Source organism: Variovorax sp. LG9.2, assembly GCF_035018885.1.
Lineage (GTDB): Bacteria > Pseudomonadota > Gammaproteobacteria > Burkholderiales > Burkholderiaceae_C > Variovorax.
In genome coordinates, this window is the sequence record NZ_JASJXB010000015.1 from 92,222 (window position 1) to 112,814 (window position 20,593).

The window sequence follows — 20,593 nt, forward strand, 5'->3', positions numbered from 1 at the left end:
GAACAGAGGGCAATTGACTCACTGCGTCACAATATACCGGCTTTGTGACAAATCGCTGCTGCGAGCCCATTTGACGGGCGCGGGCTGCTATCAAAAAGAGATCAATTCGACAACGCCTATGCAGGTTTTTCGCGGTTTTCGGCACCCGGGTGTGGCTAAAGCCTGCGCCCTGACCATCGGCAATTTCGACGGCGTCCATCGTGGCCATCAGGCCATGCTCGCGCTTTTGAACACCGAGGCCCGTCAGCGCGGCCTGCCTAGTTGCGTGCTGACTTTCGAGCCGCATCCGCGCGATTACTTCGCGGCGCTTGCGAAGCGACCGGAGCTCGCGCCAGCCCGCATCGGCACCCTTCGCGACAAGCTGGCCGAGCTCGCTGCCGGCGGTGTGGCGCAGACCATCGTGTTGCCTTTCGACAATCGGCTGGCCTCGCAAACCCCCGATGAATTCGTGCGCGACGTACTTGTCGAAGGCCTCGGCGCCCGCTATGTGCTGGTGGGTGACGACTTCCGCTTCGGTGCCAAGCGCGCCGGCGACTACGCGATGCTCGACGCTGCCGGTGACGCGAACGGTTTCGACGTGGCGCGCATGAACAGCTACGAAGTGCACGGCCTGAGGGTGTCGAGTTCGGCCGTGCGCGAGGCGCTGGAGGCCGGACGCATGAAAGAGGTACAGACGCTGCTTGGTCGCCCTTATGCCATCTCGGGCCATGTGGTGCACGGCCGCAAGCTCGGTCGGGCCCTGGGTGCGTCGGCGCCGGGCAAGGACGACGGTTTTCGCACGCTCAACCTGCGGTTCAAGCATTGGAAACCGGCGGCCAGTGGCATCTTCGCGGTGCTGGTGCACGGCCTCGGCGACAAGCCGCTGCCGGGCGTTGCCAACCTCGGCGTGCGGCCGTCGCTCGATGCCAACGACGTGAACGCCGGTCGTGTGCTGCTCGAAACGCATTGCCTGGAGTGGCCCTCGCAACTCGGCATCGAAGGTGCCTACGGTAAAATCGTTCGCGTGGAACTGCTCTCAAAACTGCACGACGAATTGCGCTACACCAGCCTCGAAGCCCTGACTGCAGGCATCGCGAAGGATGGCCGGGACGCGCGCGCGTTCTTCGCGTCCATGCCTGTGCAGACCCACGCAGAAACCCACCGCCAGACCACGCGCGACCGAATTTAGCCTTGCACGCTCGTGCTGCCGCCCTTCGACAAGCTCAGGGCGAACGGCTTTCCCCTCCGTTCCGACGCTGACCCGTTCGGGCTGAGCCTGTCGAAGCCCTGTTCCGTACTCCAATCATGTCCGACACCCCCTCCTCGACCGACTACCGCGCCACTCTCAACCTGCCCGACACCCCCTTCCCGATGCGCGGCGACATGGCCAAACGCGAGCCGGGCTGGGTCAAGGAATGGGAAGACGAAGGCCGCTACCAGCGCCTGCGTGACGCCCGCATGGGCGCGCCCAAGTTCATCCTGCACGACGGCCCTCCGTACGCCAACGGCCAGATCCACATGGGCCACGCCGTCAACAAGATCCTCAAGGACATGATCATCAAGGCGCGACAGCTCGAAGGCTTCGACGCGCTCTATGTGCCGGGCTGGGACTGCCACGGCCTGCCGATCGAGAACGCGATCGAAAAGAAGTACGGCCGCAACCTGAGCCGCGACGACATGCAGGCCAAAAGCCGCGCCTTCGCGACCGAGCAGATCGCGCAGCAGATGACTGACTTTCAGCGCCTGGGCGTGCTGGGCGAATGGACGCATCCGTACAAGACGATGGACTTCGCTAACGAGGCCGGCGAGCTGCGCGCCTTCAAGCGCGTGATCGAGCGCGGCTTCGTCTACCGCGGCCTGAAGCCGGTGTACTGGTGCTTCGACTGCGGCTCGTCGCTGGCCGAGTTCGAGATCGAATACGCCGACAAGAAGTCGCAAACCATTGACGTCGCCTTCAAAGCGCACGAACGCACCAAGGTGCTCGAAGCCTTCGGCCGGCCCGACGTGCTGGGCGATGTGTTCGCCGTCATCTGGACCACCACCGCCTGGACCATCCCGGCGAATCAGGCGATCAACCTGAACCCCGAGCTCGAGTATTCGCTGGTGGACACCGAGCGCGGTCTGCTGATCCTGGCCAACTCGTTGGTCGAGATGTGCATGACGCGCTATGCGCTCGATGGCAAGGTGCTGGCCACCGTCAAGGGCGAGGCGCTCGGTGGCCTGGAGTTCGAGCACCCGCTCTATGACGTCGACGCGGGCTACCAGCGCCTGTCGCCGGTGTACCTGGCCGACTACGCCACCGCCACCGACGGCACCGGCCTGGTCCACTCCTCGCCCGCCTATGGCGTGGACGACTTCAACTCCTGCATCGCACACGGGCTGACGATCGACGACATCCTGAATCCGGTACAAGGCAACGGCAGCTATGCGGCCGACTTTCCGTTGTTCGGCGGCAAGAACATCTGGAAGGCGGTGCCCGAAGTCATCGCCGCGCTGCGCGATGCCGGCCGCCTGATGACGACAGAAACCATTACGCACAGCTACCCGCACTGCTGGCGCCACAAGTCGCCGGTCATCTACAGGGCCGCGGCCCAATGGTTCATCCGCATGGACGAAGGCGAAGGCGTGTTCACCAAGGACAAGGCGCCCAAGACCTTGCGCCAGACCGCGCTCGACGCCATCGAACAGACGACCTTCTACCCAGAAAACGGCAAGTCGCGCCTGCACGACATGATCGCCAACCGGCCCGACTGGTGCATCTCGCGCCAGCGCAGCTGGGGCGTGCCGATCCCGTTCTTCCTGCACAAGGATTCGGGCGAGTTGCACCCGCGCACGATGGAGATCCTGGACCAGGCGGCCAGCATCGTCGAGGCCGGCGGCATCGAGGCCTGGAGCCGCGTCACGACCGAAGAGATCCTCGGCGCCGACGACGCGTCGAGCTACACCAAGAGCACCGACATCCTCGAAGTCTGGTTCGACTCGGGCTCGACGTTCTGGCACGTGCTGCGCGGCACGCACGCACCGGGCTTTCACGAAACGGGCCCCGAAGCCGACCTGTACCTTGAAGGCCACGACCAGCACCGCGGCTGGTTCCACTCATCGCTGCTGATCGCCTGCGCACTCGAAGGCCGTGCGCCGTACCGTGGGCTGCTGACGCACGGCTTCACCATCGATGCGCAAGGCCGCAAGATGAGCAAGTCGCTCGGCAACGGGCTCGACCCGCAGGAAGTCAGCAAGAAGCTGGGCGCAGAAATCATCCGCCTGTGGGTGGCAGCAAGCGACTATTCAGGTGACATCGCGGGCGACGACAAGATCCTCGCGCGCGTGGTCGACGGCTATCGCCGCATCCGCAACACGCTGCGCTTCCTGCTGGCTAACACCTGCGATTTCGACATCGCCAAGGATGCGGTGCCGCTGGACCGCATGCTCGAGATCGACCGCTATGCGCTCAGCCGCGCAGCGCAATTCCAGGCCGAGATCCTCGCGCACTATCAGGTGTACGAATTCCATCCGGTGGTCGCCAAGCTTCAGATCTACTGCTCGGAAGACTTGGGCGGCTTCTACCTCGACATCCTGAAAGACCGGCTCTACACGACCGCGCCGGGCTCGCTGGCACGCCGCAGTGCGCAGACCGCGCTTTGGCACATCTCGCAGGCGATGCTGCGCTGGATGGCGCCGTTCCTGAGCTTCACCGCGGAAGAAGCGTGGCGCGTGCTGGGCCACACTGAATCGATCTTCACGCAGACGTACACCGACCTCGGCACCGCTGACAACGCGTTGCTCGCCAAGTGGAGCCGCATCCGGGAGATCCGCGATGGCGTCAACAAGGAAATCGAAACAGTGCGGGCCGAAGGCAAGGTCGGCTCGTCGCTGCAAGCCACGCTGCAACTGACGGCGCCGCCGGAAGATCACGCACTGCTGCAGTCCCTCGGCGACGACCTGAAGTTCGTCCTCATCGCGTCGGACGTCGCGCTGCTGTCAGGCACAGCGATGTCGACCGTGGTCGTCGCATCGAGCGAAGTCAAATGCGAGCGCTGCTGGCACTACCGCGCCGATGTAGGCCACGACGCGGCCTACCCGACCATCTGCGGCCGTTGCACCAGCAACCTGTACGGTGCGGGCGAAGTGCGGAGCGTTGCCTGACATGGCGCGCACCATGACCTTGTCGCGCGGCGGCAGCCTGTGGCCCTGGCTAGGCTGGGCAGCGATCGTGCTGATCGTCGACCAGTTCACCAAGACGCTGATCCTGGGCTACTACCGGCTGGGCGATCACACGCCCGTCACCGGCTTCTTCAACATCGTGCGGGCCCACAACACAGGTGCGGCGTTTTCGTTCTTGGCGGACCACTCGGGCTGGCAGCGCTGGCTGTTCACCGCCATCGGCGTGGCGGCTGCCGTGTTCATCTTGTGGATGCTCAAGACGCACGCCGGCCAGAAGCTGTTTTCGTTTGCCATGGCATCCATCCTCGGCGGCGCGATCGGCAACGTGATCGACCGGATGATGCATGGCTACGTGGTCGACTTTCTCGACTTCTACGTCGGCAACTGGCACTTCCCGGCGTTCAACGTGGCCGACAGCGCCATCACGTTGGGAGCGATCTGTCTGGTGCTGGACGAGCTTCGTCGGGTCAGACGAGGCAAGTAGAGGCGCGGCCCCTCCCTTTGGGACTCGACGCGGGGCCGGCCGCGGAGGACTACAGGCACGCACCCCTTCGCAGAGGACAGGCGAAGGCGACACGCAATTGGCAGCAACCTGGGGTGTTAGCCTTTCCCGATGAAGCATTTATTGAACCTGCTGGCAGCCATCGCGTTGCTGGTCTGGGGAACCCATCTCGTTCGCACCGGCGTGTTGCGCGTCTTCGGCGCCAACCTGCGCAAGATCCTCGTGCGAAGTATGCGCAACCGCTTCACGGCCGCGCTGTCGGGCATCGGCGTCACGGCGCTGGTGCAGTCGAGCACCGCGACCTCGCTGATGACTTCATCCTTCGTCGGCGCGGGGCTGGTCACGCTGCCGGCAGCGCTGGCTGTCATGCGCGGTGCCGACGTCGGTACGGCGCTGATGTCGGTACTTTTTTCCACCGACCTTTCGTGGCTGTCGCCGCTCTTCATCTTCGTCGGCGTAGTGCTCTTCATCACGCGCTCTGCCAGCGCCGCAGGCCGGGTCGGTCGCGTGCTGATCGGCCTCGGGCTTATGCTGCTCGCGCTGCAACTGGTGGTCGCTACCACCGGGCCGCTGTTTTCTTCACCGGCGGTGCGCGCATTGCTGGCATCGCTCAACAGCGACGTGCTGCTCGAGATCACCATCGGTGCGGTCTTCGCGGTGGTCGCCTATTCCAGTTTGGCGGTGGTGCTGCTGGTCGCGGCCATGGCGAGCTCTAACGTGGTCCCGCTCGACGTGGCGTTGGGCCTCGTGCTCGGCGCCAACCTGGGCAGCGGCTTGCTGGCGGTCCTCACGACCGCCAAGTCACCGGTACCGGTGCGCCAGGTGACCGTCGGCAACCTGATCTTCAAGATTGCCGGTGTCGCCATCGCGGCACCCTTCGTCGGCCTCTATTTGCGCGAAGCGCGCCACTTCGTTTCAGACGCCACCTCTCTGGTGGTGCTGTATCACCTGGCCTTCAACGTGTTCGTGAGCCTCGGCTTCATCGGCTTTACAGACATGGTCGCGCGCCTGGTGTCGCGCGCGATGCCGGTGCCAGTCGCAAACACCGCGACGCAGCGGCCGCACCATCTCGATCCATCGGCCCTCTCGACGCCCTCGCTCGCCATCTCGAACGCGGCGCGCGAGGCCTTGCACCAGGCCGACATCGTGGAGACCATGCTGATCGGCATGCTCAACGTACTGCGCAACAACGACCTGCGGCTCGCGCAAGAGCTTCGCAAGCTCGACGACACGGTGGACGAGCTCTACTCGGCCATCAAGTACTACATGACGAAGATTTCGCGCGAGGCGCTCGGCGAAGAAGAGAGCAAACGCTGGACGGACATCATCAGCTTCACGATCAACATGGAACAGATCGGCGACATCATCGAGCGCGTGATCATCGACATCGAAGACAAGAAGATCAAGCCGCAGCGCAATTTTTCGGACGCCGGCATGAAGGAGATCGTCGAACTGCACGAGCGGCTGATCGCCAACCTGCGCCTGAGCATGAGCGTATTCCTGAACGGCAACGTGCGCGATGCGCAAAAGCTGCTGCAAGAGAAAGCACGCTTTCGCGACCTGGAGCGCGCCTATGCGACCACGCACCTCGGCAGGCTGTCGAACCAGACGGCCCTGAGCATCGAAACCAGCTCGCTGCACATCGACCTGATCAGCGACCTGAAGCGCATCAACTCGCACATTTGTTCGATCGCCTATCCGATCCTGGACTCGGCCGGTGTGCTTTCACCGAGCCGGCTGCGCGAGTCGCGGCTCGGCGAACTCAAAGGCTGAAAACCTAGGGGCCGACCGACCTTGCGGTCTTGGCTTGTTCCGCCACCTTCGACGACGCTTCGATCAGCGGCCGCCGCGCATAGCGCTGTGCCAGATACGCGCACACCATCAACTGCATCTGATGGAACAGCATCAGCGGCAGCACGATCGCGCCGACCGTGTGCGCCGCGAACAGCACCTGCGCCATCGGAATGCCGCTGGCCAGGCTTTTCTTCGAGCCACAGAACACGATCGTGATCTCGTCGGCCTTGTCGAAGCCGAGCTTGCGGGCCAGCCAGGTAGTGCTGACCAGCGCCAAGGCCAACAGCACGCCGCACACCAGCAGCAAGCCGGCCAGTGCACCGATCGGCACCTGCTTCCAGAGCCCTTCAATCACGGCGGCGCTGAAGGCCGTATAGACCACCAGCAGGATCGAGCCACGGTCCACATATGTGAGGATGGACGCGCGGCGCTTGATCCAGCCGCCGATCAGCGGGCGCAACAAATGGCCTGCGACGAACGGCGCCATCAACTGCAGCAGGATCCGGCCGATGGAGTCGAGCGATGCACCCGCACTGGCGTGCTGCACCACGACAAGATTGACCAGCAACGGCGTGATGAAGACACCGAGCAGCGTCGACGCCGATGCGCTGCACACGGCAGCCGGCACGTTGCCGCGCGCCATCGAGGTGAAAGCGATGGCGGACTGCACCGTGGCCGGCAGTACGCAAAGAAACAGGATGCCCGTGTACAGCTCGGGCGTGACGAGCGGCAGCAACACCGGTTTGAGCGCAAGGCCGAGCACCGGAAACAAGATGAAGGTGCAGGCGAACACCAAAAGGTGCAGGCGCCAATGCGTGATGCCCGCCAGGATCGCCTCGCGCGAGAGTTTGGCCCCGTGCAAAAAGAACAGCAGGCCGATCGCGAAGGTCGTCAGTCGCCCGAAGAACACGGCGCCGCCGCCGCTCGCGGGAAGCAGGCTGGCGAGCACGACGGTCGAAACCAGCGCGAGCGTGAAGTTGTCGGGGAGGAAGCGTGAACGGGCCATGGCACCTATTGGAACGCGACCGCATTCAAAAGAGAAATCGATTTATCTAATGGATATATGATTCCGGTGCATGAACGTCACGCTGCGTCAGCTCAGGGTTTTCCGGTCGGTTGCGGAGGGCCGCAACTTCAGCCGCGCCGGGGATCAGGTCGGCCTGACGCAGCCGGCCGTGAGCCGCGCCATCCTGGAACTCGAGTCACAGCTCGGCCTGAAACTGCTCGATCGCACCACGCGCGAGGTGGCGCTGACCGAGGCCGGCCAATCGCTGGCGGCGCGGCTCGATCGCGTGCTCGACGAGCTCGACCAGACGCTTCAGGACGTGGCCGGGCTCGCGAATGCGAGCGGCGGCAAGGTGCGTGTGGCCAGCAGCCCGACGCTTTCGGCCAACCTCATGCCGGCGTGCATCGCGGCATGCGCCACGGCCGCGCCCGGAATCCATTTCATGCTGCTCGACCGCATTCAGCAAGACGTGCTGGACAGCGTGCGCAGTGGCGAAGTCGACTTCGGCGTCGTGATCGAGCCTTCGGCCACCGACGACCTGCATTTCGAAACCATGTTGAGCGATCCCTTCGTGATCGTGACGCTTCCCGAACATCCCTTTGCGCAAAAAAAGAGCGTGCGATGGTCGGCACTCGATGGCGCGGAACTGGTGCTGCTCGACCACGCTTCCGGGAGTCGACGCCTGATCGACGAGGCGTTAAAAAAGCACGGTGCATCGTGCCGGGTGACGCAGCAACTCGGCCATCCGACCACCGTGTTTCGCATGGTCGAAGCGGGCATCGGCATCAGCGTGATGCCGGCGTTGTCGTTGCCGCCCGGGGGCTTGGGCGACCTGGTGGTGCGCCCGCTGACACCACGGGTGCAGCGCACCATCATGCTGATACGGCGGCGCAACCGGGCGCTGTCGCCCGTGGCAGAACGGGTATGGAAGCTCGTGCGCGAGACTGTTGAAGCCGCAGGCGCCCCTAGCGGCCAAGCTCGTGCAAGCTGATCGGCGTCGCGTGGGCGTCGTGCGTCAGTGGTGGTTAGTTTGCTCTTGCCGCTGGCGCAGGCAGAAGTCGATCAGGTCATCGATTTCGGTGGCCTTGTCGAACACCGCGTCGGCACCGAGCTCGGCACAGCGCTGGCGCACATGGCGCGTCGTATGGTTGCTCAACACCACGAGCCTTTGCGTGGATGACCGGTCGCGGCAGGCTTCGATCACGTTCATGCCGCTGCCTTCTTTCAGGAACAGATCGATGATGGCCAGGTCCCACTTGCCGCGGTTATGCGTGAGCCAGGCCGTACCCTCGTCTTCGGTCTCGGCCTCACCGACCGTTTCGACACGCGCCACTTCGCGCAATGTGCCGACGAGGTTCTCACGGATGGTCGCGTTGTCTTCGACGATGTAGGTTCTGACGGTGTTCATGGCCAAGACTGGTTCAGAGCGTCAGCACCGTGCAACCCGTGGTCTTGCGCGCTTCGAGGTCGCGATGCGCCTGCGCCACTTCGGTGAGCGGGTAACGCTGGTCGATCGAGATCTTGACTGCACCGCTTTCGACGACCTTGAACAGATCGTCGGCCGCCGCTTGTGTCGCCTCTCGGGTGGCGATGTGCGTGAACAAGGTCGGCCGCGTCACGTACAGCGATCCGCCGGAAGCCAGCTTGCCCAGGTTGAACGGCGGCACCGCGCCGGAGCCGTTGCCGAAGATGGCGAGCAAGCCAAAGGGTCGCAGGCAGGCCAGCGAGCCTTCGAAAGTGTCTTTGCCGACCGAGTCGTAGACCACTTTCACGCCCTTGCCGCCGGTAATTTCCTTCACACGCTCCGCGAAGTTTTCGGTGCTGTAGTTGATGGCGAATGCAGCACCATGGTCGAGCGCCATCTTGCACTTGGCGTCGCTGCCGGCGGTACCGATCAACTGCAGTCCCAACGCCTTCGCCCATTGGCAAGCGATGAGCCCGACGCCACCCGCAGCGGCGTGAAAAAGGATGAAGTCGCCCGCCTGCAAGCCTTCGGCCGGCAGTGTTTTCTTGAGCAGGTACTGGGCTGTCAACCCCTTCAGCATCATGGCGGCGCCAGTCTCGAACGAGATGGCATCGGGCAGCTTGCAGACGCACTTGGCAGGCATGACCCGCACTTCGCAGTAGCTGCCCGGCGGCTGGCTGGCATATGCCGCACGGTCGCCGGCCTTCAGGTGCGTCACGCCCTCGCCCACCGCCTCGACGATGCCCGAGGCTTCCATGCCGAGTTGCAGTGGCATCGCAAACGGATAGAGCCCGCTGCGCTGGTAGGTGTCGATGAAGTTCAAACCGACCGCCTTGTGGCGGATGCGTATTTCACCGGGGCCGGGCTCGCCGACATCGACCTCCACGATCTTCAGTTCTTCGGGACCGCCATGGCGGTCGATGCGGACGGCTTTGCTCTTCATCGATGTCTCCAAAAAAATCAGAGGCGCATGGTGCCACGATCGCGGCCGGGACGCTCGTCAGTAAGTGCCTGGGTAGGCGCCGCCATCGGCCAGCACGTTTTGTCCATTCACGTAGCCCGCCTGCATGCTGCACAAGAAAGCGCAGATGGCTCCGAACTCCTCGGGGTTGCCGAAGCGCCCCGCCGGAATGGACTTTTGCCGGGCCGCGCGAATCGCGTCGATGTCTTGCCCGGTCTTCTTGGCGGTGCCGGCCATGGTGCCCTTGAGCCGATCGGTATCGAAGGCGCCCGGCAGCAGGTTGTTGATGGTCACGCCCTTGGCCGCGAGGCTCGTGCGCGCCACGCCTGCCACGAAGCCGGTGAGCCCGCTGCGGGCCCCGTTCGACAAGCCGAGGATGTCGATCGGCGCCTTCACAGAGCTCGATGTGATGTTGACGATGCGCCCGAAGCCACGTGCCGCCATGCCGTCGACCGTGGCCTTGATGAGTTCGATCGGCGTCAGCATGTTGGCGTCGACTGCCTTGATCCACGCTTCGCGATCCCAGTCGCGAAAGTCGCCGGGAGGCGGACCACCCGCGTTCGTGACGACGATGTCGAAGTCGGAGTGCACCGCAAAAGCAGCCGCACGACCCGCCTCGGTCGTGATGTCGGCCGCCACGGTCTTGACCCACGGCGTCGCCGCCGCAGACCCGCCCGCGCGTGCCGCCAGCAGCTTGACCGCAGCGGCTTCGAGCGCCTCGGCGCCGCGCGCGACGATCACCACGTTCACGCCCTCCTGCACCAGCGCCAGCGCACTGCCGAAGCCGAGACCCTTGCTCGCGCCGCACACCAGCGCCGTCTTGCCTGCGATTCCAAAATCCATGGGGTTGCTCCTTGGGCGCTAACGGCCCGACCGTGTGAAAACAAAGATACCCGCGATGACCAGCGCCGTGCCCGCGGCGATCCATGCGGTGAACGGCTCGCCCAATATCAACGAGCCCATCAGGATGGTCGATACCGGACCGACCATGCCGGTTTGCGCAGTGACCGCCGCGCCGATGCGCTCGATCGCCATCATCACCATCAACACCGGCACCGCGGTGCACAGCGTCGCGTTGAGCACTGACAACCATATGACTTGCGGTGCCACTTCGAACGCCGCGCTCATCGGCCGCAGCAGCACGAATTGCGCGATGCACAGCACGCAGGCCACGCTGGTCGCCAGCCCGACCAGCCGCAGCGAGCCGAGCCGCTTGACGAACTCACCGCTGTAGATAAGGTAGCCCGCGTAGCTCACCGCACTCAAGAAGCACAGCAAGGTGCCCCACGCCGCATCGGTTCCGCTGGTTCCGCCTCGGCTTGCGCCGCTGCTCAGCAACTCGTGGCCGAACACCAGCAGCACGCCGGTGTAGCTGATGACCATGCCCACGATCTGCGCACGCGAGGCGCGGCGCCGATACAAGAGCCAGCCGAACAACAGCACCAAGGTCGGGTTGAGGTACAGGATCAAGCGCTCGAATCCGGCCGAGATATAGGCCAGCCCGGCAAAGTCGAGAAAGCTTGCGAGGTAGTAGCCCGAAAAACCAAGGCCGAACACGCCGATCCAGTCGCGCGTGGTGAGCGCCGGCTTGCCGCGACCCGACCACCACGCCATGATCACGAACAACGGCAGTGCGAACAGCATGCGCAGCATGATGAGCGTGACCGCGTCGACACCATGCCGGTACGCGAGCTTGACGATGATCGCCTTGCCGCTGAAAGCGATCGCGCCGACCGTGGCCAACACGAGCCCGCCGGCGATGGACTTGCTATGTGCCTGTGCGTCGGCTGCAGTCGTGGCGGATGACACAGGCGATCAGAATCCTGCGGCCACGCCGTCGCGTCGCGCATCGCTGGCCGCCACGTAACCCTCGACGGCCGGATTGCCCTTTTCTTCACCGACGCGCCAGATGAACTGCCCGGCACCGAAGTCCTGGTACGAGTCGTTGATGACTTCCATGCGATGGCCGAGCGCGCCGAGCCCTTCGATCGTCTTCGGGTTCATCGCCGACTCGACGTTGATCTCGAGTCCCGCGTTGAAACGCCAGCGTGGCGCATCGCAGGCGGCCTGCGGGTTCTGCTTGTAGTCGAGCATGCGCACGAGAGTCTGCATATGCCCTTGCGGCTGCATGTTGCCGCCCATCACGCCGAAGCTCATGACCGGCTGCCCACCCTTGGTAAGAAAAGCCGGAATGATGGTGTGGAAAGGCCGCTTGCCGGGTGCCACGACATTGGCACTTGCCGGGTCGAGGTTGAAGCCGTGTCCGCGGTTCTGCAGGCTGATGCCGAACTCAGGCTCGACGCAGCCCGACCCGAAGCCCATGTAGTTGCTCTGGATGAAGCTCACCATCATCCCGCTCTCGTCCGCCGCGGTGAGGTAGATGGTGCCGCCCTTGACAGGGTTGCCGACGCCGAAGTTCTGCGCTTTTTTCACGTCGATCAGTTTGGCACGCGAGGCCAGGTAGTCGTCATCGAGCATTTGCAGGTGGGTCACCGCCATCGACGATGACTCGGCCACGTGGTGGTACACGTCGGCAAAGGCCAGCTTCATCGCCTCGATCTGAAGATGTTGCGACGCCACCGAGTCGACCGGCATCGAGGCGATGTCGAACTTCTCGAGGATGCCAAGCGCGATCAACGCTGCGATGCCTTGGCCATTGGGCGGGATCTCGTGCAACGTGTAACCGCGGTAGTCGCGCGAGATCGGTTCGACCCATTCGGGCTTCCAATTGGCGAGGTCGCTGGCTTTCAGGCTGCCGCCGTTGGCGGTCGAAAACTTCTCGATCGCCGCGGCAATCTCACCGCGATAGAACGATTCGCCCTTGCTGGCCGCGATCGACTTGAACGCGCGTGCGGCCGCGGCAAACCTGAAGAGTTCTCCGACTTCGGGCGCGCGGCCCCATGGCAAGAAGCCTTGTGCAAAGCCCGGCTGCGATTGCAAGAGCGACGTCGCGGCCTCCCACTTTTGCTGTACCACCGGGGGCACCAGATAGCCGCGCTCGGCCGTCTCGATGGCGGGCGCCATCAGGTCGGCGAACGGCAGCTTGCCGAAGCGCTCGCTCAGCGCGACCCAACTCGCGACCGCGCCGGGTACCGTCACCGAATCCATGCCGCGCTGTGGCGGCGTGCGGGCGTCGGCACCGTACTTGCGCTTGAAGTAGTCGGGCGTCCAGGCTTGCGGCGCGCAACCCGATGCATTGAGTCCATGCAGCTTCTTGCCGTCCCACAGGATGCAGAACGAATCGCTGCCCAGGCCGTTGCTTACCGGCTCGACCAAGGTCATCACGGCGGCGGCCGCTACCGCCGCGTCTACTGCGTTGCCGCCCTGTTGCAGGATGCGCAGCCCGGCCTGCGCCGCGAGCGGGTGCGAGGTCGACACCACGTTGCGCGCGAAGACAGGAATGCGCGTGGACGTATAGGGATTGCCGTAGTCGAATTTCATGGAGCTCAGTCGTTTTTGATGTTGCGGTCGGTGATGATCTTTTTCCACTTGGCCGCGTCGGCGGCGACCATGCTGGCCAGCTCCTGCGGGGTGCTGGTGGTCGGCTCGATGCCGAGGCGCGACAGCTTGGCGCGCACCTCCGGGTCGGCCAGCGCCTCGTTGGCGGCAGTGTTGATGCGCGTGACCAGATTCGCCGGCAGCGCCTTCGGCCCATACAGGCCAAACCAGGTGTTCGACTCGAAGCCCGGCAGCACTTCGGCGATGGGTTGCAAATCCGGTGCCAACGGACTGCGCTTGAGCGTCGTCACGCCCAGCGCGCGCAACCGGCCGTCGCGCACGTGCGGCATGCCGGTCGGCAATGAATCGAAAAGCACGTCGATCTTGCCGCTGATCAGGTCGGGGATGGCCAGCGCCGTGCCCTTGTACGGAATGTGCGTCACGAAGATGCCGGCCTGCGACTTGAACAGTTCCGCCGTCAACTGCACGATGGTGCCGTTGCCGCTCGATGCGTAGTTGAGCTTGCCGGGGTTCTTCTTGGCGTAGTCGATCCACTCGCGCACCGTCTTGGCGGGTGCGTCGTTGGGCACCAGCATCACGCTCGGCGCGTCGCCGACATGCGCGATCGGCGTGAAGTCGCGCACCGTGTCGTACGGCAGTTTGACGGTCATGGCCGGGCCGATCGAGTGCGTGCTGGTGGTGGCGAGCAGCAGCGTGTAGCCGTCCGGCGTCGCCTTGGACGCGATGTCGGACCCGATCGCGCCGCCGGCACCGGGCCGGTTCTCGACCACCAGCGTGGCGCCGAGCTTTTCGCCCATCTTCTGCGACAACGTGCGTGCGAAAAGATCGGTGGCGCCGCCGGCCGGGAACGGCACTACGAGGCGGATCGGCTTGGTGGGATAGGTCTGCGCCCAGGCGCCGCCGAAGGTGAATACCCCGGCCATGGCGAGCGACGCTCGAAGAAAGTGGTTGCGCTGCATGCCGTCGATTAAAGCAAAACGGCACCCCAAGGTGCCGCTCGCTTGTTTCGATGCGCTGTGCCTACTCTTCGACGAACGCCTCTTCGCGCTTGTTCTTGACTGCCGGCAACAGCACGATCACCAGCAGCAGCAACGCAGCCGCCAGCAGGCCCGCCGAGATCGGCCGCGACACGAAAACGCTCCAGTCGCCACGCGACAACAAGAGCGCGCGCCGCAGGTTCTCTTCCATCATCGGCCCCAGGATGAAGCCGAGCAGCAGCGGCGCAGGCTCGCACCCCAGCTTGTAGAACAGGTAGCCGATGAAGCCGAAGATACCCACCAGCCAGATGTCGAAGGTGTTGTTGTTGGTCGAGTAAACGCCGATCGCGCAGAACAGCACGATGGACGGAAACAGGTACTTGTACGGCACCGACAGCAGCTTGATCCACATGCCGATAAGCGGCAGGTTCAGGATCACCAGCATCGCGTTGCCGATCCACATCGATGCGATCAGGCCCCAGAACAGTTCAGGGTTGCTGGTCATGACCTGCGGACCCGGCTGGATGTTGTGGATGGTCATGGCGCCGACCATCAACGCCATCACCGCGTTGGGCGGAATGCCGAGCGTCAAGAGCGGGATGAACGACGTTTGCGCACCGGCGTTGTTGGCCGATTCGGGTGCGGCCACGCCACGGATGTTGCCCTTGCCGAAAGGCACTTCGCCCGGGCGCAACTTGGTCTTCTTCTCGATGGTGTAGGCCGCGAACGAGGCCAGCAAAGCACCGCCTCCGGGCAGGATGCCGAGGGCAGAACCGAGCGCTGTGCCGCGCAGGATTGCCGGGACCATGTTGCGGAAGTCTTCCTTGGTCGGGAACAGGCCGGTCACCTTGGCGGTGAACACTTCGCGGTCTTCATCGGGCTGCGACAGGTTGGCGATGATTTCGCCGTAACCGAACACGCCCATGGCGATGGCGACGAAGCCGATGCCGTCGGTGAGTTCGGGAATGTCGAAGCTGTAGCGCGCGACGCCCGAGTTGACGTCGGTGCCGACCAGGCCCATCAAGAGGCCCAGCACGATCATCGCGATCGCCTTCAACAGCGAACCCGAGGCCAGCACCACGGCACCGATCAGGCCCAGGATCATCAGCGAGAAGTATTCGGCCGGGCCGAACTTGAAGGCCAGTTCGGTCAGCGGCGGTGCGAAGGCGGCAAGGATCAAGGTACCGACGCAGCCCGCGAAGAACGAGCCCAGGCCAGCCGCAGCGAGCGCAGGTCCGGCTCGCCCTCGTCGCGCCATTTGATAGCCGTCGATGACAGTCACCACCGAGGACGATTCTCCCGGCAGGTTCACCAGAATGGCAGTCGTCGAGCCACCGTATTGCGCGCCGTAGTAGATGCCGGCCAGCATGATGAGTGCCGACACCGGTGGCAGCGCATAGGTCGCAGGCAGCAGCATCGCGATGGTCGCGACCGGGCCAATGCCGGGCAGCACGCCGATGAGCGTGCCCAGAATGCAGCCGATCAGGCAGTACAGCAGGTTCGTGAAGGTGAACGCGACGCCGAAGCCGATCGAGAGGTTATGAATCAGGTCCATGTGTGTGCTCCCTTAACCCGTGATGAAGGTGGGCCACACCTGAATTTGCAGCTTGAGCGCCAGGATGAATGCGACATAGCTGCCCGCAGCCAGCACCGTGGCGAGAACGATCACCTTGACCAGGTTGAACTCGTTGCCCGCCAGGCTCGAGATGAGCGTGAGCGCGTAGATGGCGACGATGAGACCCATGGCCGGCAAGCCGATGCTGGGCAAGCCGCCGAGCAGCACGCCAAAAGCAAAGTTGGCCAGCAGGATGAAGACCACCTGCTTCCACGCCCACCTGCCGATCTTTTCGCCATCGGAGGTCTCAACTGTGAGCGCGGTGAAGATGATGACGAGCCCGATAGCTGACATCACGACGCCCAGCATCAGCGGAAAGTAACCCGGCCCCATCCGGGCACCACTGCCCACGTTGTAGGTCGTCGCGCCCCAGGCGAACGCGATCCCGGTGATGGCGAACATCAGTCCCGAGAAAAAGTCTTTCTGACTTTTAATTTTCATGAACCCGTCTCCTCGACATATTTCGAACCACGCGATTGTGTGGTCAGGCAGAGGTCAGGACGATGTGGATTCCACCTAATGCAAGCCTAGGGATAACCCCGTAGCTCAGTCGAGCGGCGGGGTGGCGCTCAGCACTTCTTCGATGGTGGTGAGGCCTTCAGCCACGCGCAGAGCGCCGGCAAGCCGAAGAGGTCGCATGCCGTCGGTAACGGCTTGACGCTTCAAGGCGCCGAGGTTCGGCTCCTTGTTGACCTGCGCCTTGAAAGCCTCGCTGATGCTGAGCAATTCATAGAGGCCCATGCGCCCCATGTAGCCGGTCATGCGGCAGTCGACGCAACCGATCGGCTTGTACGCGCTGACCGAACCGGTGATCTGCCAGGGCTTGACGAACTCGGCGAGTTTCTCGCGCGTAATCGATGCGTCGGGCAGCTTGCAGTGCGTGCACAGCGTACGCACCAGCCGCTGCGCCAGCACACCAAGCATCACTGCGTTGATGAGGTACGACGGCACACCCAGCTCCATTAGCCGCGTGATGGCGCTCGGTGCGTCGTTGGTGTGCAGCGTGCTGAAAACCAGGTGGCCGGTGAGTGCCGACTGCACCGCCATTTCGGCCGTGGCCAGGTCGCGAATTTCGCCGACCATGATGATGTCCGGATCCTGCCGCATCAGGGCGCGCAGGCCTTCGGTAAATCCGAAGTCGAGTTGCGGCTGCACCTGCGTCTGGTTGAACGAAGGCTCGATCATTTCGATCGGGTCTTCGATGGTGCTCACGTTGACCTGCTCGGTCGCGACGCGCTTCAAGGTGGAATAGAGCGTGGTCGTCTTGCCGGAACCGGTAGGGCCGGTCACCAGGATGATGCCGTGCGGCCGTGTCACGAGCTGCTCCCAGCGCTTGGCGTCGTGCTGCGCGAAGCCGAGCGCATCCAGATCTTTCACCGCGGTGTCGGGGTCGAAGATCCGCATCACCATCTTCTCGCCGAAGGCGGTCGGCAAAGTCGACAGACGCATTTCGACTTCGTCGCCGCGCATGTTCCGGGTCTTGATGCGGCCGTCGAGCGGGCGCCGCTTTTCGACCACGTCCATGCGGCCGAGCAGCTTGATGCGCGCGACCATCGCGTTCATGACACCCATCGGCATCTGGTACGCCGGGTGCAGCACGCCGTCGATGCGAAAGCGGATCACGCCCTGTTCCCGCCGTGGCTCCAGATGGATGTCGCTGGCACGCTGGTCGAAGGCGTATTGCCAGAGCCAGTCGACCACCTGCACCACGCTTTGGTCGTTGGCGTCGAGCTGCTTGTTGCTCTTGCCGAGCTCGACCAGCTGCTCGAAGCTCGCGCCGCCCGTGTTGCCGCCCGCTTTTTGCGCAGCCTTGACCGACTTGGCGAGGGCGAAAAATTCGGCCGTGTAACGCTGGATGTCGGTCGGATTGGCCACTACGCGGCGCACCGATCGGCGCGCCTGCCGCTCGACTTCGGAAACCCAGTCGGTCAGAAAAGGCTCGGCTGTGGCAATGACGACTTCGCTCGGCGTCACCTGAATGGGCAGTACCTTGTGGCGTTCGGCATAGGCCGCGCTCATGGTGTCGGCGACCTTGCCCACGTCGACCTTCAACGGATCGATGCGGAGGTAGGCCAGGCCTGCGCGACCGGCCAGCCACTGCGTCAGCATTTCCAGATCGAGCGGCTTGCCGTCTTTCTCGCGCGTCATCGCAACGTTGGCAAGCCGCACCAACGGCGCCTGCCGGCTTTCAGCCTGGGCGCAGCGGGCGATGGTGCGCTTGGCTTCTTCGGGCGAGATAACGCCGTCGCGTGCCAGCCATTCAACGAGATGCCGCAGATCGAGCGGCCCTTCGTATCGGGTCAGCGCCTTTGCGGCCGCGGTGCCGGGGGGAATCGCAGCGGCGGGTTGAACGGAGCGGGGAGCGGCACTCATGAATCAGGTCTGAGGTTTGAAGACCCGCAGCCACTTGGGTGCAGGCAGACCCCATCGAGTCTGTATGGTTTGCGCCCGGTCGGCAAGCGCGGCGCGCTTGGGTTCACTGGCCGTGCGCTGGGCCAGCACCACGGTGTTGCCTTCGCGGGTCGGCTTGTAGGCCCACACCGCGCCGACACCGAACGCCGCACTGATCTTTTCCAGACTTTTCTCATAGCTCGACGAGCGACCGAACAGGTTGACCGTCATGCAGCCGTCCTCGGTCAGCAGAGCGCGGCAGTCCGCATAGAAGTCTTCGCTGTCGAGTACCGGCGCGGCGGCCTCGTGGTCGTACAAATCGACCTGCAACGCATCGACGGTGCCATGCCATTTCGGCTTCTTGATTTCGACCGCGGCATCGGCGATGACGATTTGCAGCTTGGCGTCGTCGGCCGGCAACTTGAACCAGCCACGGCAGGCGGCCACGACTTGTGGATTGAGTTCGACGGCAGTGGTTCGCATGCGCAATGTCTTGCGGCTGAACTTGGTCAGCGTCGCGGCGCCGAGCCCGAGCTGCATCGCATGTCTGCTGGCCACGCTCGTGGGCTCGACGAACAACAGCCAGGCCATCATGCGCTGCACATATTCAAGCTCAATCTCAAAAGGAGCATCGATCTTCATCGACCCCTGGACCCACTCCGTGCCCAGGTGCAGGTAGCGCACGTCGCCCCAATCGGAAAAATTGACTTCAGGGAGGGACATCGTTTTAGTGGCCATGCGGGTGCGGATGATGCCATCCGAACGACAAAAAACCCGCCACGGCGGGTTTTTCGTTAAGTCGAACCAAGCGGCCGATCGGCAATCGATCAGCCGACGATCAGTTCAGGTTCACTGCTTCTTGGCAGCTGCATTCTCTGCGGTGCCGGGAATCTTTTCACCGATCTTGGCGCCTGCGGCACGCATGCCGTTGGCGGTGCTGTGGCCTGCGTCTTCGACGACGTTAGCGCCCTTCTTGGCGACGCGCTTGGTCGCGTGGTAAGCCTTCTTGGTGCCGCGCTTGGTCGCGTTGTAGGCCTTCTTGGTGCCGCTCTTGGTCGCGTCGACAGCGTCCTTGGTGGCTTCCTTGGCGCGCTCGGTCACCGTCGGTGCGGGAGCCACGGCTGGTGCCGTAGCAGGAGCGGGCGTCTGCGCTTGAGCCGACAGGCCGATCGATGCAAAGGCAAGGGCGAGCACGGCCGGGACGGTGCGAATGAAAGATGCGTTCATGAAGAATCTCCTTGAAAGTTGAAGTGACGAACTTGTCACTGTGTGGATCTAACGAACCACGGTGCTTCAAGGATGACACCAAAGAACTTGACGTTGAAGACAAGCTTCGAAGTCGGGGCGTTTGCCTACGCGGCCTCGTGGTTCCGAACCGACAAGTCGATCAGCGAATTGATCAGAGGGCCCAGCTTGGGAAGTGATGCGATGGCGTTTCGGGTTGTCGCCTCCGCCAATGCATCTATCGACATGCCGCGCAGGCTCGCCACCACTTCGGCGATGCGCGGCAGTTCACCGGGCTCATTGCGAGCCTGCGGCGAGCCGTCCTGACGCTGCTCTGCGGTTCGATAGAGCCAGTGCGGCTGAATGTCCGGCGAATCTGTTTCCATGACCAGCGCGTCGAGCGGCAGGCTGGCGGCAAGGCGCCGCAACTGGAGGGCCCGCTCGAAGGTCACAGCGCCGCCAAAGCCCAGCTTGAGCCCGAGCGAGATACAAGCGTTCGCCTGCTGTTCGCTGCCATTGAAAGCGTGCGCGATGCCCTGCCACGGGCGCCCGGCAGCGACTTGGCGCAGATGCTTGAGCACCTTGTCGACCGAACGTCGCACATGGATAACCACCGGCAAATCGTACTTTCGGGCCAGCACCAGCTGGGCATGAAAGAAATGCTGCTGTCGTTCGTCGTCCAGACCCTCGACGAAGTAATCGAGCCCGATCTCACCCACAGCGACCAGGCGAGGGTCGTCGATGCGGGCCGCAAGCTCGGCGTCCAGCAAGTCGAGATCATCGTCCTTCGCGTCGCCGGTGCAGAGGGGATGGATGCCCAGCGCATAGGCGTCACCCTGCGCGTGGGCCAGGTCGCGCACGGTCGCGAAGTTGAACGCCGCCACCGCCGGAATAACACACAGCCGTACGTTTTTGGCGGCTGCGCGAGCGCGCACTGCCGGCTCATCGATCCCGAATTCAGCTGCATCCAGATGGCAATGGGTATCAATGAAAAGAGCCATCGGCCGATGATGCCCGAACGAATGCAAGGCGGCACAAAGCGTGCTACCGTCATTGCAC

General features: G+C 63.7%; 18 protein-coding genes. 5 read left to right on the forward strand and 13 right to left on the reverse strand.

Annotated elements, in window-relative coordinates; all coding sequences use genetic code 11:
• Positions 1 to 118 precede the first annotated feature (118 nt).
• The 4 genes from QN413_RS16445 (at position 119) to QN413_RS16460 (ending at position 6,415) form a co-directional block, all read left to right on the forward strand.
• Positions 119 to 1,168 (forward strand): bifunctional riboflavin kinase/FAD synthetase, encoded by a 1,050-nt coding sequence (locus tag QN413_RS16445; RefSeq protein WP_323497654.1) that lies wholly within the window; start codon positions 119 to 121, stop codon positions 1,166 to 1,168.
• A gap of 116 nt (positions 1,169 to 1,284) precedes the next feature.
• Positions 1,285 to 4,122 (forward strand): isoleucine--tRNA ligase, encoded by a 2,838-nt coding sequence (ileS, locus tag QN413_RS16450; protein ID WP_323497655.1) that lies wholly within the window; start codon positions 1,285 to 1,287, stop codon positions 4,120 to 4,122.
• A 13-nt stretch (positions 4,123 to 4,135) separates the two neighbouring features.
• Positions 4,136 to 4,624: a signal peptidase II gene (gene lspA, locus QN413_RS16455; protein WP_409051580.1), complete on the forward strand. Its 489-nt coding sequence runs from the start codon at positions 4,136 to 4,138 to the stop codon at positions 4,622 to 4,624.
• A 129-nt stretch (positions 4,625 to 4,753) separates the two neighbouring features.
• Positions 4,754 to 6,415, forward strand: coding sequence for a Na/Pi cotransporter family protein (locus QN413_RS16460; protein WP_323497657.1), 1,662 nt, complete (start codon positions 4,754 to 4,756; stop codon positions 6,413 to 6,415).
• 4 nt (positions 6,416 to 6,419) lie between these two features.
• On the opposite strand, the gene QN413_RS16465 is transcribed toward QN413_RS16460, so the two are convergent.
• Complete coding sequence (locus tag QN413_RS16465; protein WP_323497658.1) at positions 6,420 to 7,442, reverse strand: bile acid:sodium symporter family protein; 1,023 nt, start codon at positions 7,440 to 7,442, stop codon at positions 6,420 to 6,422.
• A 70-nt stretch (positions 7,443 to 7,512) separates the two neighbouring features.
• Between QN413_RS16465 and QN413_RS16470 the strand changes: the two genes are divergently transcribed.
• Entirely contained in the window at positions 7,513 to 8,433 is a 921-nt protein-coding gene (locus QN413_RS16470) for a LysR family transcriptional regulator (protein ID WP_323497659.1), read from the forward strand.
• Positions 8,434 to 8,457: 24 nt separating this feature from the next.
• Here the strand turns inward: QN413_RS16470 and QN413_RS16475 are convergent, their stop codons facing one another.
• From QN413_RS16475 to QN413_RS16530, 12 genes are all read right to left on the reverse strand, one after another.
• A complete protein-coding gene (locus tag QN413_RS16475) occupies positions 8,458 to 8,850 on the reverse strand; it encodes a response regulator (protein WP_323497660.1) in 393 nt (130 codons plus the stop codon).
• Between the two features lie 13 nt (positions 8,851 to 8,863).
• Positions 8,864 to 9,850, reverse strand: coding sequence for a quinone oxidoreductase (locus QN413_RS16480; RefSeq protein ID WP_323497661.1), 987 nt, complete (start codon positions 9,848 to 9,850; stop codon positions 8,864 to 8,866).
• Between the two features lie 57 nt (positions 9,851 to 9,907).
• A complete protein-coding gene (locus QN413_RS16485; RefSeq protein WP_323497662.1) occupies positions 9,908 to 10,711 on the reverse strand; it encodes an SDR family oxidoreductase in 804 nt (267 codons plus the stop codon).
• An 18-nt stretch (positions 10,712 to 10,729) separates the two neighbouring features.
• Positions 10,730 to 11,677, reverse strand: a complete 948-nt coding sequence (locus tag QN413_RS16490) for a DMT family transporter (protein WP_323497663.1) — start codon at positions 11,675 to 11,677, stop codon at positions 10,730 to 10,732.
• A gap of 6 nt (positions 11,678 to 11,683) precedes the next feature.
• Positions 11,684 to 13,309: a gamma-glutamyltransferase family protein gene (locus QN413_RS16495; RefSeq protein ID WP_323497664.1), complete on the reverse strand. Its 1,626-nt coding sequence runs from the start codon at positions 13,307 to 13,309 to the stop codon at positions 11,684 to 11,686.
• A gap of 5 nt (positions 13,310 to 13,314) precedes the next feature.
• Complete coding sequence (locus QN413_RS16500; protein ID WP_323497665.1) at positions 13,315 to 14,286, reverse strand: tripartite tricarboxylate transporter substrate binding protein; 972 nt, start codon at positions 14,284 to 14,286, stop codon at positions 13,315 to 13,317.
• A gap of 61 nt (positions 14,287 to 14,347) precedes the next feature.
• Positions 14,348 to 15,859 carry a tripartite tricarboxylate transporter permease gene (locus QN413_RS16505; RefSeq protein ID WP_323497666.1) on the reverse strand — a complete coding sequence of 504 codons (1,512 nt, stop codon included), beginning with the start codon at positions 15,857 to 15,859 and terminating at the stop codon, positions 14,348 to 14,350.
• Between the two features lie 12 nt (positions 15,860 to 15,871).
• Positions 15,872 to 16,360, reverse strand: a complete 489-nt coding sequence (locus tag QN413_RS16510) for a tripartite tricarboxylate transporter TctB family protein (RefSeq protein ID WP_323497667.1) — start codon at positions 16,358 to 16,360, stop codon at positions 15,872 to 15,874.
• A gap of 105 nt (positions 16,361 to 16,465) precedes the next feature.
• Complete coding sequence (locus tag QN413_RS16515) at positions 16,466 to 18,292, reverse strand: GspE/PulE family protein (protein WP_323497668.1); 1,827 nt, start codon at positions 18,290 to 18,292, stop codon at positions 16,466 to 16,468.
• Positions 18,293 to 18,295: 3 nt separating this feature from the next.
• Positions 18,296 to 19,048 (reverse strand): spermidine synthase, encoded by a 753-nt coding sequence (locus QN413_RS16520; RefSeq protein WP_323497669.1) that lies wholly within the window; start codon positions 19,046 to 19,048, stop codon positions 18,296 to 18,298.
• Between the two features lie 111 nt (positions 19,049 to 19,159).
• A complete protein-coding gene (locus QN413_RS16525; protein ID WP_323497671.1) occupies positions 19,160 to 19,537 on the reverse strand; it encodes a hypothetical protein in 378 nt (125 codons plus the stop codon).
• Positions 19,538 to 19,662: 125 nt separating this feature from the next.
• On the reverse strand, positions 19,663 to 20,535 hold the full coding sequence (locus QN413_RS16530) for a TatD family hydrolase (RefSeq protein WP_323497672.1): 873 nt from the start codon (positions 20,533 to 20,535) through the stop codon (positions 19,663 to 19,665).
• Positions 20,536 to 20,593: the final 58 nt, after the last annotated feature.

Excerpts from the sequence above, each read along its gene's own strand:
- QN413_RS16445 (WP_323497654.1), top strand. The coding sequence starts at position 119 with ATGCAGGTTTTTCGCGGTTTTCGGCACCCGGGTGTGGCTAAAGCCTGC.
- ileS (WP_323497655.1), top strand. The coding sequence starts at position 1,285 with ATGTCCGACACCCCCTCCTCGACCGACTACCGCGCCACTCTCAACCTG.
- lspA (WP_409051580.1), top strand. The coding sequence starts at position 4,136 with ATGACCTTGTCGCGCGGCGGCAGCCTGTGGCCCTGGCTAGGCTGGGCA.
- QN413_RS16460 (WP_323497657.1), top strand. The coding sequence starts at position 4,754 with ATGAAGCATTTATTGAACCTGCTGGCAGCCATCGCGTTGCTGGTCTGG.
- QN413_RS16465 (WP_323497658.1), bottom strand. The coding sequence starts at position 7,442 with ATGGCCCGTTCACGCTTCCTCCCCGACAACTTCACGCTCGCGCTGGTT.
- QN413_RS16470 (WP_323497659.1), top strand. The coding sequence starts at position 7,513 with ATGAACGTCACGCTGCGTCAGCTCAGGGTTTTCCGGTCGGTTGCGGAG.
- QN413_RS16475 (WP_323497660.1), bottom strand. The coding sequence starts at position 8,850 with ATGAACACCGTCAGAACCTACATCGTCGAAGACAACGCGACCATCCGT.
- QN413_RS16480 (WP_323497661.1), bottom strand. The coding sequence starts at position 9,850 with ATGAAGAGCAAAGCCGTCCGCATCGACCGCCATGGCGGTCCCGAAGAA.
- QN413_RS16485 (WP_323497662.1), bottom strand. The coding sequence starts at position 10,711 with ATGGATTTTGGAATCGCAGGCAAGACGGCGCTGGTGTGCGGCGCGAGC.
- QN413_RS16495 (WP_323497664.1), bottom strand. The coding sequence starts at position 13,309 with ATGAAATTCGACTACGGCAATCCCTATACGTCCACGCGCATTCCTGTC.
- QN413_RS16500 (WP_323497665.1), bottom strand. The coding sequence starts at position 14,286 with ATGCAGCGCAACCACTTTCTTCGAGCGTCGCTCGCCATGGCCGGGGTA.
- QN413_RS16505 (WP_323497666.1), bottom strand. The coding sequence starts at position 15,859 with ATGGACCTGATTCATAACCTCTCGATCGGCTTCGGCGTCGCGTTCACC.
- QN413_RS16510 (WP_323497667.1), bottom strand. The coding sequence starts at position 16,360 with ATGAAAATTAAAAGTCAGAAAGACTTTTTCTCGGGACTGATGTTCGCC.
- QN413_RS16515 (WP_323497668.1), bottom strand. The coding sequence starts at position 18,292 with ATGAGTGCCGCTCCCCGCTCCGTTCAACCCGCCGCTGCGATTCCCCCC.
- QN413_RS16520 (WP_323497669.1), bottom strand. The coding sequence starts at position 19,048 with ATGGCCACTAAAACGATGTCCCTCCCTGAAGTCAATTTTTCCGATTGG.
- QN413_RS16525 (WP_323497671.1), bottom strand. The coding sequence starts at position 19,537 with ATGAACGCATCTTTCATTCGCACCGTCCCGGCCGTGCTCGCCCTTGCC.
- QN413_RS16530 (WP_323497672.1), bottom strand. The coding sequence starts at position 20,535 with ATGGCTCTTTTCATTGATACCCATTGCCATCTGGATGCAGCTGAATTC.